This window comes from Streptomyces sp. NPDC001709 (assembly GCF_053596375.1).
The window spans coordinates 199,131-211,409 of sequence record NZ_JBSFGB010000009.1 but is presented as its reverse complement, the minus strand read 5'-3'; the positions used below and the strand labels follow the sequence as shown (position 1 = coordinate 211,409).

Below are 12,279 nucleotides of genomic sequence, written 5' to 3'. Positions count from 1 at the left end.
TCCGGGTTCACCGTGATGTGGGCCGGTCAGATACTGTCGCAGGTCGGTACCCGGATGACGAACTTCGCCATCGCCATCCACGTCTTTCAGAAGACACACTCGTCCCTCGACGTCACCCTGCTCACGTTCGTCGCCTTCGGCGCGACCGTCGTCTTCTCGCCCGTCGCGGGGGCGCTGATCGACCGGTGGAGCCGCCGCACCACCATCATCGCCTCGGACGTGGGCTCGGGGGTCGTGACCCTGCTGCTGTTGTGCGTGTACGTGTTCGGGGACGCGCAGCTCTGGCAGTTGTACGTGGTGAACTTCCTGACCGGCGCGTTCCTGGCCTTTCAGGCACCCGCGTACGGTGCCGCCATCACCCTGATGATCGAAAAGGGTGGGTACACCCGGGCCAACGCGATGATGACCATGCTGAGGGCGGCGCCGTACGTGGCCGCCCCCGCCATCGCCGCCCCCCTGCTGTCGGAGATCGGGATCTCCTCGATCCTCGCCGTCGACGCCGCCTCGTACCTGCTGGCGATCGCCGCGGTGTTCGCGGTCAAGCTGCCGCCCAACCCGGTGCGTGACCACACCGCGAAGGGGGCGTCCGGCTTCCGGCAGGACATCGGCATGGCCTTCGGTTACATCGCGCGCCGACGACCCCTGGTCGGGCTGCTGTCCATCATGCTCTCGATCAGCTTCCTGTCCGCGCTGGGCTGGGTGCTGTTCCCGCCGCTGATCCTCGCCCGCACGCACGGGTCGGCCAACGCGGTGGGCATCGTCCAGGCCATCGGGGCGATCGGCGGCACGGGGGCGGGTGTTGTGCTCGCCATGCTCAAGCCCACCGACAAGAAGATCTTCCGCATGCTCGTCGCGATCCTCGTCCTGGGTATTCCGGGGCGGATCCTCTTCGCCTTCGACGGCACCTGGATCTGGTCGATCGCCCTGTTCCTCGGCTGGGGAGCCCTCCCCTTCATCGACGGCTACAACCAGAGCATCTGGCAGGAGAAAACCCCACCCCACCTCCAGGGACGCCTGTTCGCCGCGGTCCAGATGGCCGAGAACATCGCGAGCCCCCTCGCCTATCTCTCGGCCGGTCTGCTCGCCGACCACGTCCTCGAACCCGCCATGCGGCCGCACGGCTGGCTCGCCCCGGTCTTCGGACCCCTCACCGGCACCGGGCCGGGCACCGGAATCGCCGTCCTGTACGTCGTGTCCGGCCTGGGCGCGATCGTCGTCGCCCTCGTCGGCTTCCTCACTCCGTCCATCCGGAACGCAGAGGCCCTCCTGCCGGACGGCGGCGAGGAGGCCGAGCCCTCCGCGACGACTCCCGGCACCAGACTCGCCACCTGAACGACCACTGGAAGGAGCCATCCATGACCGACACCGCCGCCACGGCCGACCCCGCCTACCGGGTGGTCGTGAACGACGAGGGCCAGTACTCCGTCTGGCCGGACCACAAGGAGAACCCGCCGGGCTGGCACGACGCCGGGAAGACGGCGAGCAAGGAGGAGTGCCTCGCCTATATCGACGAGGTGTGGACGGACATGCGCCCGCGGTCCGTCCGCGAGGCCGCGTCGGACGCCACGCCGCTGGTCCGGCTCATCGCCGAGATCCTGGAGACCGACCCCGCGGAGATCGACGACGAGACCGGGCCGGGCAGGTCCGGCGCCTGGACGAGCCTCAAGCACATCCAGCTCGTCACGGCGCTGGAGCACACCTTCGGCATCTCGCTGTCGCAGGCCGAGATCCGCGGCATGACCTCCGTCGCAGCCATCCGGGAGACGCTGCGGGCGAAGAACGCCCTCGTCTGACCGAAGCGTCCCGCTCGCCCGCCGCAGACACCGGGAGAGGACCAGTAAGTGACCGACTACACGGCGACGACGACCGTCGCGACGGTGCCGGACGGCGCCGGCAGCACCTCGCCACCGGCGGACGCCGACCTGGCGACGATGTTGCTGATCCGCCATTTCGAACTCGCCCTGCTCGACCTCTTCGCGCGGGGTGAGCTGCACGGCACGACGCACACCTGTCTGGGCCAGGAATACGTGCCGGTCGCACTGGCGCCGTTGCTGGGCGAACGCGACTACGTCTTCAGCAACCACCGCGGCCACGGCCACTACATCGCCAGGTTCGGCGATCCCGCCGGCCTGCTCGCCGAGATCATGGGTCGGGAAGGGGCCGTCTGCAACGGCGTCGGCGGCAGCCAGCACATCTTCCGCGACCGTTACCTGTCCACCGGCGTGCAGGGCGAGAGCCTGCCGGTCGCCGCCGGGGCCGCCCTGCATCTCAAGCGGCACGAGCCGGGAGCCCTCGCGCTCACCTACATCGGCGACGGCACCTGGGGTGAGGGCGCGGTCTACGAGGCGCTCAACATGGCGGCACTGTGGCGGCTGCCGCTCCTCGTCGTCGTCGAGCACAACGGCATCGCCCAGTCGACGGCCACCGGTACGCACATGGCGGGCACCATCCGGGCCCGCGCCGCCGCGTTCGGCATCGCCCATCTGCGCGTCGAGAGCATGGACCCGGCCGGGATCCGGGCCGCGGCGGGGCCGCTCGTCGAGCAGGTGCGGGACGGCGCTCCGCTGGTCCTGGAATTCTCCACGCACCGGCTCGGGCCGCACAGCAAGGGCGACGACACCCGGACGGACGCGGAGCTGCGGCAGGCGCACGAGGCCGACTGGCACGCGCGGTACCGAAAGGCGCTCGGGGAGCGGTTCGCGGAGGCCGACGCGGTCGCGGCGGCACGGGTCGCCCGGGTGGTGGACGAGGTGGCCGCGAGGCCGCTGGCGGTCTGGAGCGCGGCATGACCGGGCGGCTGGTACGGGTGGTGGAGAACCTCAACCACGCGCTGCACGAGCGCATGCGGGCCGACGCCCGGCTGTACGTGCTCGGCGAGGACATCGCCGATCCGTACGGAGGGGCGTTCAAGGTGACCCGCGGGCTGTCCCAGGCCCACCCGGACCGGGTGATCACCACACCGATCAGTGAGAACGGCATCGTCGGCGTCGCCGCCGGGCTCGCCCTGGCCGGGGACGCGGCGATCGTCGAGATCATGTTCGGCGATTTCGCCGGTCTCGCGTTCGACCAGTTGCTCAACTTCGCAGGCAAGTCCGTGTCCATGTACGGGCGGCCGCACTCCATGCGCCTGGTCGTGCGCTGCCCGTCCGGCGGCAATCGCGGCTACGGGCCGACGCACAGCCAGACCCTGCTGAAGCACTTCGTCGGGATCCCCGGGCTGTCCCTGTTCGAGCTGTCACCGTTCCACGACAACCGGGCGGTGCTGGCCCACATGCTCGAACTCGGCGAACCGTGCGTCTTCATCGAGGACAAGGTGCTCTACACCCGCCGGGCGGCCGGGGACGGCCAGGTCGACGACCTGTTCGACTACGGCTTCCTCGGCGCGGACGACATCGCCCCGGCGCATGTGTACGTCGATGCCGACGGCGACGTGGACTGCCTCGTCATCGCGCCCGGCGGCATGGCGGAGCGCGCTGTGGCCGCCATGCGCGACCTGCTGCTGCGCCACGAGATCAGCTGCCGGCTCGTGGTCCCCTCCCGGCTGTACCCGGTCGAGGCCGGGGCGCTGCTCGACGCGGCGCGGCGCGCGGCGTACGTCTGCGTCGTCGAGGAGAGCACGGCGGGCGGGACCTGGGGTGCGGAGGTCGCGCACGTCCTGCACGAGCAGCTGTGGGGGCGGCTTCGCCGGCCCGTCCGGCTCGTCCACTCGGCCGGAAGCGTCATCCCGTCGGCCGTCCATCTGGAACGCGAGGTCCTGGTGCAGGCCGACACGATCCGCGAGGCCGTACTCGCGGACCTGCGTGGCGAAGGGAGCCCGGTGTGATCGACATCGAGGTGCCGAAGCTCAACAACAACGACACCGCCTATGTGCTCGTCGAATGGCTCGCGGAGGACGGGCAGGAGCTGAAGGAGGGCGATCCGCTCGTCGTCATCGAGACCTCGAAGGCCGCCGAGGAACTGAGCTGTGAGCACGGCGGGATCCTGCACCGGCTGGTCGCCGCCCCCGCCGACTGCGGCCAGGGCGACGTCATCGCCCACCTCTTCGCCTCCGAGGCGGACCGGCAGGAGTTCCTGGCGGCCCGGCCCGCAGACCCCACGCCCGCGGTCGTGGACGACAGCGCCGAGTCGCTCCCCACGCTCACCGAACCCGCGCGTCTCCTGGCCCAGCGGCACGGGATCGAGCCCGCCGCCCTGTCCCGGCTGGGTCTGCGGGTCGTGCGCGAGGCCGACGTACGCCGGCTGCTGAGCGAGGCATCGCAGGACCGGAAGACGCGCATCCACACCCCGAACCGGGCGCAGCGCGCGGTGGCCGCAGCGGTTTCGCAGTCCCATCGGGAGATCCCGGCCGCCTTCACCGCGGTCGTCGTCACGGTCGACTCCGCCCTGGCCACCGCCAGGGAGCTGTCGGAGCGGACGGGCGCGCTCATCGGGCTCCCCGAGCTGCTGGTGGCCGTGCTCGGCCGCCTGCACGGCCGGTTCCCCCTCTGCTACGGCACACCCACCGACGAGGGCACGCTGCTGCTGCCCGAGGAGGCGCACGTCGGCGTCACCGTCGACGTCGGGCGGGGGCTTTTCGCCCCGGTGGTGAAGAACGCGGGCGAACGGACGCTCGACGAGATCGCCGGCCTGCTGATGGACTACCGCATCAAGGCGATGCGGGATGCCTTCCAGACGGACGACCTCAACGGCGCCAACATCCTCCTGTCCCTGAACAACAACGACGACGTCCTGCTCGCCCAGCCCATCGTCTTCCCGGGCCAGACGTGCGCGGTGGCGCTGGCCGGCACCCGCCGCGAGGCCATGTTCGCCGACGACGGCGCCGTCACCCCGCGCTCCGTGGCCGTCGTCGGGCTCGCCTACGACCACCGGTTCGTCAACGGCAGTACCGCGGTGGAGTTCCTGAAGGCGATCAAGGAAGGGCTCGAATCGCCCACCGGGCTCGGCGACCCGTCCGCCTGCGGCGGTACGCGCGGCGGGGAGGCGGGTGCCGATGCCGGCGACCGCTGAGCGGGACGACCTGGCGGCCGCGGCCGCCGCCGTGCGGACCCGCCGCCGGGGCCTGCCGGCCGCCCCGGCAGCCCTGACCGTAGGACTGCTGGCTTCCTACACGATCGACCCGATCGAGCCGTATCTGTACACGGCGCTCGCGGACGCGGATCTGGTCCCGGAGATCGTCGTCGGGCCGTTCAACCAGATCCTTCCCGAGTGCCTCGACGACCGCGGGCGAATGACCCGGCTCGCCCCCGACGTGCTCGTCGTCGCCCCTCGCTGGGAGGAGATGCCGGACGGCGAGGAGGAGGGCGAGCTCCTGCGGGTCGCGGACGCGGCGCTGCAGGCCGCAGGCCGCGGGGAGACATGCCTGGTGTTCGTGATCCCCGCTCTTCCCCAGGACAGGGCCGGGGCGGCCGACGCCGGGCACCCCGACGGGATCACGGCGGCCGCGACGGCGGCCAGGCAGCGGCTGCGGGACCGGCTCGCGGGACGCCCCCACGTGCTGGTTGCCGACGCGGAGGAGGCCGTGCGCGAAGTCGGGGCGTTGCGTGCCCACCACCCGGGCCTGTACGCGTTCGCCCGCATCCCCTACACCGAGGAGGTGTTCTGGCGGCTCGGGCTGGGAGTCGCCCGGCTCCTGCGGGTGCACTTCGGCGGCGTCCCCCGTGCCATGGTCCTGGGCGGCGACATCCTGACGCCCGCGCACGCGGAGGTCCTCCGCGACCCGCTGCTCCGGCTCGCCGAGGCCGGAATGCGCCTCGCCGTCGCCGCGCCGGACGAGCCGGACGCGTTCCTGGAGGCGCTGACCGGCGATGGGGCTGCGCTGGCGCCTTACCTGGTCGGCGAGTGGACGGTGGGAGCGGGCGCCGAGCCCTTGCACGCGGTGGCCGACCGCCTCGGGCCGGGCTTGCTGCTGACCGCCGACCCCGGGCTGGCCGGCGCGGCCGACGCCATCGACGGACTTCAGCCGGTGCTCCTCGGCTCGGCCCCCGAGAACTGGCCGGCGCAGCTGCGGGAGGCCGGCGTCTTCGACAGGCCCCTGCGCGGGCGGCCCCGAGCGGACGACGCGGTCGTCCCGGCGTCTTTGCGGGGCTCCGCCCGGACGCTGTCGCTGGAGGAGTTCGTGGACAGCCTGGACGTGTCGGTCACGTTCGACGAGCCGGGCGGCGCCGTGTCCCCGAAGGTGACCGAGTTGCTCGCGCGGTCCAAGGATTTCGTGCTCGGCCCGGTGCCCGACGATTTCAGCCCGGACGACTGGGCCGGCGGGGACGACCGGGTGCTGGTCACGGCCGACGTGCGCGACCGGTTCGGCGATTACGGTCTGGGCGCGGTGGCCGCGCCGGCGTTCTCCTCGGACATCTGCCGTGTCGAGGTGTTCTCGGTCTCGTGCCCCGTGATGGGCCGTGGCGTCGAGCCGCTCGTCCTGCAGAGGATCGTGGAGATCGCGGGACGCCACGGTTGCGGCACGGTCGAACTCGTCCTGACCCCCACCGGGCGCAACGGGGTCGCGCTCGAGTTCGCCGCCGAGGCCCAGGAGCGCACCTGGGACGGCGGCGGCCGGACCGTTGTGGTGCGGGCGGTGGAACGACGGTGGTGAGCCGCAGGCCGCTCACCCCGTCGCTGTGGCGTTTCGGCGAGGACGGTGACCCGGGGGGTGTGACGTTCGTGCTCGCCCCCTTCGCCGGGGGCAGTGCGTACTCGCTTGCCGGCCTGCCGCCCAGGCTGGTGCGGCCGGGCGATACCGCGCTGGTGGTCCAGTACCCGGGGCGCGGTCCCCGCAGCACCGAGCCGCACGCCACCAGCCTGTCCGGGTTGGCGGAGGAGGCCGCCCGCGACATCGTCCGGCACAGCACCGGGCCGCTGGTCCTGGCCGGACACAGCATGGGCGGCGTGCTGTGCTACGAGGTCGCCTCGCTGCTGACGGCCTTGGGCCGGGCGCCGGCGTGGGTGGTCGTCTCGGCCGCTCGCCCGCCGGACCGGGTCCGTCTCGACTCCGCGCGGGTGCTGTCGATGGGGCGCGGTGACTGGCTCGCCGAGCTGGCCGAGGGTGCGGTCGCGATGGGATCGCCGGTCGGGGCGGACGAGGTCACCAACCTCGTGATTCCGGTCATGCGGGCGGACTACCTGATGCTCGCCCGCTACCGGCCGAGGCGCGGCCCTCTCACGGTTCCCCTGCTCGCGCTCGGCGGGTCGGTCGATCCATGGGTGACCGACGACCATCTCAAGGAGTGGCAGGCCTGGACGGCCGGCGACTTCGCGCACAGGACGTTGCCCGGCGGCCACTTCTACTTCCGCGAACAGCTCGACGAGTTCTGCGCGGCGATCCGGGGCGGACCCCGCCTGGGCGCGTGAAGCCGGGCTCCTTCTGGAAGGGGAGCACGTCCAGGGGTATGGAGTGCGCCCGGCGGCACCCGTCCCCGGCCGCTGTCAGGGGCCGGCGGCAGATGCAACGAGCAACTGCCAGGGCGCACGTGAAATCGTTTATTCGAGCATGTGAACACCGGGCCGCAGACCAATTCCGTGCCGCCGACAACCCATACGAGAGCGGGCGCACAACCCAAGGGATTCGAATTGTGCATATCATCCGAACTTCCTTATTCCTCTTGCCTTGGCCTCACGCTCTGCAGCTAGCTATGTGCCGCGCCCACTTCCAGGCAAGGGTTCCCGATGAGCCCTGCAGCGGCGGAAGTGGTCGGGAAACCCATATGTGAGGGGTGGTCATGAAGAAGGCATATGAGGCACCGACGCTCGTCCGGCTCGGTACCTTCCGGAAGGTGACGGGGCTCCTTGGGCGCCACGGCAACGACCGGCTGATCCTCAGCAAGAACTGACGACCACGGTCCCTGACCGACGTCATGACTGAACTGCACGAAAGTGCGGGGACGGGCCCCGGCGACGCGCACTTCACGGTCTTCGCGGACCGTGCGGACGCGGCCGCCGTGGCCCGCTCCTTCGCCCGCCCCGGAAGCCGGACCCTCGCGCATGCGTCGGGCCGGCCCTGGCTGGTCGGCCACTGGCACGACGACGAGGTCGTCACCGCCGGCGTCGGCGGCGCCTCCCTCGCAGTCGTCGGCTGCTGCCCGATCGACGCCGGCGAACTGCGCCGCCGGACCGCGCGGTTGCGCGACCTCACGGAGCTCGACGCCCTCGCCCGTTCCCTGCCCGGCAGCTTCCACCTCATCGGCGCCCTCGACGGACGGATCCGCGTGCAGGGCACCGCCTCCGGGCTGCGGCTCGTCTTCCACGCGGAGATCGACGGCGTGCGGGTGGCCGCGTCCCGGGCGGACACGCTCGCCGCCGTCCTCGGCCTCGACCCGGACCTGGAGGAACTGGCCGTACGGCTGCTCTGGCCCACCCCATATCCACTGTTCGAGACGTCGATGTGGCGCGCGATCACCGCCGTTGCCCCGCAGGACGCCGTGGTCGTCGCCGCGGACGGCCGCAGCGTACGGCACACCCGGTGGTGGACGCCGCCGGAGCCGGTCCGGCCGCTCGCCGAAGCGGCACCCCTGATCCGGGAGGCGCTGGAGGAGGCCGTCGGCGCGCGTACCCGCCAGGGCGGCGTGGTGAGTTGCGACCTGTCCGGCGGCCTGGACTCGACCTCCATCTGCTTCCTGGCCGACCGCTCCCCCGCCCGCGTGGTGGCCAGTACCTGGCCGGGGCGCGATCCCGCGGACACCGACCTGTCCTGGGCCGAGCGAGCCATGGGGTACCTCCCGGACGTCGAGCACGTGGTCTGGGACGCCGACGCCTCACCGCTGGTCTACGAGGACCTGCTCGGCATCGACGACCTCCTCGACGAGCCCACCATCGGCGTCATGGACCGCTCCCGGGTCCTGCACCACCTGCCCGGCCTCGTCGCGCGCGGCAGCCGGTTGCACCTGACCGGCATCGGCGGCGACCACGTGGCCTGGTGCTCCGAGGCCTACTACCACCGGCTGCTGCGCACCCGGCCACTGTTCGCCGTGCGGCAGTTGCGCGGGTTCCGGGCGCTGTGGCAGTGGCCGCTGGGCGGCACGGTCCGCGCTCTCGCCGACTCCCGGCCGTACGGCACCTGGCTGGCCGACACCGCCGGGCATCTGCGCGGCCCGCTGGCTTCGTCCGTCGCGACCGGTCTCGGCTGGGGCATGGCCCCGCGCCTGTTCGCCTGGGTGACGCCCGAGGCCGAACGCCTGGCACGCCGGGCCCTGCTCGCCGCCGCGCCGACGGCCTCGCCGCTGCACCGGGACCGTGGACTGCACGCCGACCTGGAGCAGATCCGCTCGTGCACCCGCATCATCCGGCAGTGGGACCGGATGGCGGCTCGCGCCGGTCTGCCGATGGCCTCTCCCTTCCTCGACGACCGCGTCATCGAGGCGTGTCTCGCCGTGCGTCCGAGCGAGCGGGTCACGCCGTGGCGGTACAAGCCCGTCCTGAGCGCCGCGCTGCGCGGCATCGTGCCGGACGCCTGCCTGCGGCGGGCCAACAAGGCCACGGCCGCCATGGACGCCTCCGACGGACTGCGCCGGCACCGCGCCGACCTGCTGTCCCTGTGGGAGGACTCACGGCTGGAGGAGCTGGGACTGGTGGACGGCGCCGAGCTGCGCCGACTCGCCCGGCGCCCCGCCTCCCCCGGGTTGTCCGACGCGATCCTCTATTCCACGATCGCCGCCGAGGTATGGCTGCGGGCCGTCGACCACCGCCGCACCCGCGTCCCACGGCCCTGATCGGCCCTGATCGCATCCCCCGTCAGACACGTCAGAAAGGTCCTCACATGCCCCTGCGGTTCGGCGACGACGTCTCCACGGCCGAGACCGACTACGGCACGGTGCTGCTGGACGAACGGGCGGGCACCTACTGGGAGTTGAACCCGACGGCCGCCCTGGTGGTGCGGACGCTGCTCGACGGCGGCGACGAGGCGGCCGCGGCCGCCGCCCTGACCAAGGAGTTCGACATCGACCAGGCGCAGGCCCTGCGGGACGTCGAGACCCTCGTACAGCAGCTGCGGAGCTCGGGACTCGCCTCATGACGACGCCCAGCGCGCTGGAGCGGCCCACCGGTGTGCCCCTGGCCCGACGCCTGGCCGCCCGCCTCGTCCTGCTCCCCGCCGTCGCCCTCGCCCTGCTGCCGCCGCGCCGTCTCCGCTCCGTTCTCGGCGTCCTGCGGCGCGGCGCCAGGCCCGCCACCACCGCACAGGCCCAGAAGGCGCGCGACGCCATGTGCGCCGCCAGCCTGCGCTGCGCCGGACCGAAGGGGTGCCTGCCGCGCTCGCTGGGGGCCGCACTGCTCTGCCGGCTCGGCGGAACCTGGCCGACCTGGTGCACCGGGGTACGCGTCGTCCCGCCCTTCACCGCGCACGCCTGGATCGAGGCGGAAGGCAGTCCCGTCGGTGAGGGTGTGCCGGAGGGCTACTTCGCCCGGCTGGTGGCCGTCGACGCGCTGCCGCGGCCGACGCACCGATGACCGGCGCGACGGGCGGTCAGGCCGCGGTCGCTGCCGGCAACACGTCCACCCGCCTCGCGGTGGCCACGATGTACCGGCTCACCGATGGGCACCGGAGCGCCATCGCCGTGGCCACCGTACTGACCCTCGTGGGCTCCGCCCTCGGACTGGCCCAGCCGCTCGTCGCCAAGCAGGTCGTGGACGCGAGCGGCCGCGGACAGGTCATCTGGCCGCTGCTGGGACTCCTGGGCGCGCTGTTCGTCATCGAGGCGGCGACGGGGGCCGCGGGGCGCTTCCTTCTGGAACGGATGGGCGAAGGCGTCGTACGGCAGCTCCGTCACGGGCTGGTGGGCCGGCTGCTCCGGCTGGAGATGCGGGAGTACGACCGCCACCGGGGCGGCGACCTCGTCTCCCGGGTGACGGCCGACACCACCTTGCTCCGGGAGGTCGTGTCGCAGGCCCTGGTCGATCTGGTGACGGGGAGCCTTGTCGCCGCCGGGGCGCTCGTCCTGATGGCGTGGCTCGACTCCCTGCTGCTGCTCCTGGTCGCCGTCACCGTGGCGGCGGCGGCCGTGGTCGTCGCCTCGCTGGTCACGGGCATCAGATCCGCGTCCGCACACATGCAGGACTCGGTCGGTGCCATCGCCGCCGATCTGGAACGTGCCCTCGGTGCGCTGCCGATGGTCCGCGTGCACCGCGCCGAGGAGCGCGAGGCGGCCGGTATCGGCGCCCGTGTCGATGCCGCCTACGGCGCGGGGGTACGCACCGCGAAGCTCGCCTCCGTCATGAGTTCCGCCGTCGAACTCGCCGTCCAGGGCTCCTTCCTCATCGTGCTCGTCGTCGGCGGCCTGCGCGTGGGCGGCCACTCCGGCTCCCTCGGCAACCTCGTCGCCTTCCTGCTGTACGCCTCGTACCTCGTCCTGCCGCTGTCCTCCGTCTTCCACGCCGTGGGCCTCATCCAACGCGGGATGGGCGCCTACCAGCGCATCGACGAGGCACTCCGCCTGCCTGTCGAGCCCACCGCGCCCGCGCCCCGGATCGCGGGGGACCGCGCACCCGCACCGCGGCCGACCGGGCCGTCCGGCACCCGCGAACAGCCCGCGCTCGCCCTGCACGACGTCCACTTCGCCTACGACCCGCAGCGACCGGTCCTCCGCGGCGTGTCGTTCGCGGTCGAGCACCGCCGACAGGTGGCCCTGGTGGGCCGGTCCGGAGCCGGCAAGAGCACGGTGTTCGCCCTGGTGGCGAGGTTCTACGAGCCGGACGCGGGCACCGTCTTCTTCGACGGGCGGCCCGCGACCGAACTCACCCGTGACGCATGCCGCCGAGGCATCGCCGTGGTCGACCAGAACACCCACGTCGTCCACGGCACCCTGCGCGACAACATCGCCTACGCCGTGCCGGGCGCCACGGAGGCGGAGATCCGGCGCGTCGTCGAACTGGCCCGGCTCGAAGAAGTCGTCGACCGGCTGCCCGGCGGCCTGGCCGCTGTCATCGGCGAACGCGGCAGCACCCTCTCCGGCGGCGAGCGCCAACGCATCGCCCTCGCCCGCGCGTTGCTGGCCCGTCCCGCGCTGCTCCTGCTGGACGAGCCCACCTCCCACCTCGACGCGATCAATGAATCGGCGCTCACCACCGTCATGAAGGACGTCGCCCAGGAGTGCGCCCTGCTGGTCATCGCCCACCGCCTGTCCACCGTGCAGCACGCGGACCACATCGTGGTGCTCCAGGACGGCCGCACGGTCGCCGGCGGACGCCACGAGGAGTTGCTCGCCGGCAGTGCCCTCTATCGCGAACTGGCCGCGAGCCAGATGCTCCGGCCGGGCGGGGAGCCCGGAAGCGGCAGCCGGGAGGGCGCCTGACCGA

12 protein-coding genes are annotated in these 12,279 nt (G+C 72.5%); all 12 read left to right on the top strand.

The window, feature by feature from the left end; genetic code table 11:
- Positions 1 to 15: 15 nt before the first annotated feature.
- The 12 genes from ACWC0C_RS16905 (at position 16) to ACWC0C_RS16850 (ending at position 12,275) form a co-directional block, all read left to right on the top strand.
- Positions 16 to 1,332 carry an MFS transporter gene (locus ACWC0C_RS16905; RefSeq protein ID WP_450864686.1) on the top strand — a complete coding sequence of 439 codons (1,317 nt, stop codon included), beginning with the start codon at positions 16 to 18 and terminating at the stop codon, positions 1,330 to 1,332.
- 23 nt (positions 1,333 to 1,355) lie between these two features.
- Complete coding sequence (locus tag ACWC0C_RS16900) at positions 1,356 to 1,793, top strand: MbtH family NRPS accessory protein (RefSeq protein ID WP_449195507.1); 438 nt, start codon at positions 1,356 to 1,358, stop codon at positions 1,791 to 1,793.
- 48 nt (positions 1,794 to 1,841) lie between these two features.
- Positions 1,842 to 2,789 carry a thiamine pyrophosphate-dependent dehydrogenase E1 component subunit alpha gene (locus ACWC0C_RS16895; protein WP_450864646.1) on the top strand — a complete coding sequence of 316 codons (948 nt, stop codon included), beginning with the start codon at positions 1,842 to 1,844 and terminating at the stop codon, positions 2,787 to 2,789.
- Positions 2,786 to 3,823, top strand: a complete 1,038-nt coding sequence (locus tag ACWC0C_RS16890) for an alpha-ketoacid dehydrogenase subunit beta (RefSeq protein WP_450864645.1) — start codon at positions 2,786 to 2,788, stop codon at positions 3,821 to 3,823. Before ACWC0C_RS16895 ends, ACWC0C_RS16890 begins: the two co-directional genes overlap by 4 nt.
- A complete protein-coding gene (locus ACWC0C_RS16885) occupies positions 3,820 to 5,007 on the top strand; it encodes a 2-oxo acid dehydrogenase subunit E2 (protein ID WP_450864644.1) in 1,188 nt (395 codons plus the stop codon). The genes ACWC0C_RS16890 and ACWC0C_RS16885 overlap by 4 nt, the downstream gene beginning before the upstream one ends.
- Positions 4,991 to 6,589 carry a hypothetical protein gene (locus tag ACWC0C_RS16880; protein WP_450864643.1) on the top strand — a complete coding sequence of 533 codons (1,599 nt, stop codon included), beginning with the start codon at positions 4,991 to 4,993 and terminating at the stop codon, positions 6,587 to 6,589. The genes ACWC0C_RS16885 and ACWC0C_RS16880 overlap by 17 nt, the downstream gene beginning before the upstream one ends.
- Complete coding sequence (locus tag ACWC0C_RS16875) at positions 6,586 to 7,344, top strand: thioesterase II family protein (protein WP_450864642.1); 759 nt, start codon at positions 6,586 to 6,588, stop codon at positions 7,342 to 7,344. The genes ACWC0C_RS16880 and ACWC0C_RS16875 overlap by 4 nt, the downstream gene beginning before the upstream one ends.
- 368 nt (positions 7,345 to 7,712) lie before the next feature.
- A complete protein-coding gene (locus tag ACWC0C_RS16870) occupies positions 7,713 to 7,823 on the top strand; it encodes a keywimysin-related RiPP (RefSeq protein ID WP_449195501.1) in 111 nt (36 codons plus the stop codon).
- A gap of 24 nt (positions 7,824 to 7,847) precedes the next feature.
- Positions 7,848 to 9,698 carry a lasso peptide isopeptide bond-forming cyclase gene (locus ACWC0C_RS16865; RefSeq protein WP_450864641.1) on the top strand — a complete coding sequence of 617 codons (1,851 nt, stop codon included), beginning with the start codon at positions 7,848 to 7,850 and terminating at the stop codon, positions 9,696 to 9,698.
- A gap of 47 nt (positions 9,699 to 9,745) precedes the next feature.
- Positions 9,746 to 10,000, top strand: a complete 255-nt coding sequence (locus ACWC0C_RS16860) for a lasso peptide biosynthesis PqqD family chaperone (RefSeq protein WP_449195499.1) — start codon at positions 9,746 to 9,748, stop codon at positions 9,998 to 10,000.
- Complete coding sequence (locus tag ACWC0C_RS16855; RefSeq protein ID WP_450864640.1) at positions 9,997 to 10,434, top strand: lasso peptide biosynthesis B2 protein; 438 nt, start codon at positions 9,997 to 9,999, stop codon at positions 10,432 to 10,434. Before ACWC0C_RS16860 ends, ACWC0C_RS16855 begins: the two co-directional genes overlap by 4 nt.
- On the top strand, positions 10,431 to 12,275 hold the full coding sequence (locus ACWC0C_RS16850; RefSeq protein ID WP_450864639.1) for an ABC transporter ATP-binding protein: 1,845 nt from the start codon (positions 10,431 to 10,433) through the stop codon (positions 12,273 to 12,275). Before ACWC0C_RS16855 ends, ACWC0C_RS16850 begins: the two co-directional genes overlap by 4 nt.
- Positions 12,276 to 12,279: the final 4 nt, after the last annotated feature.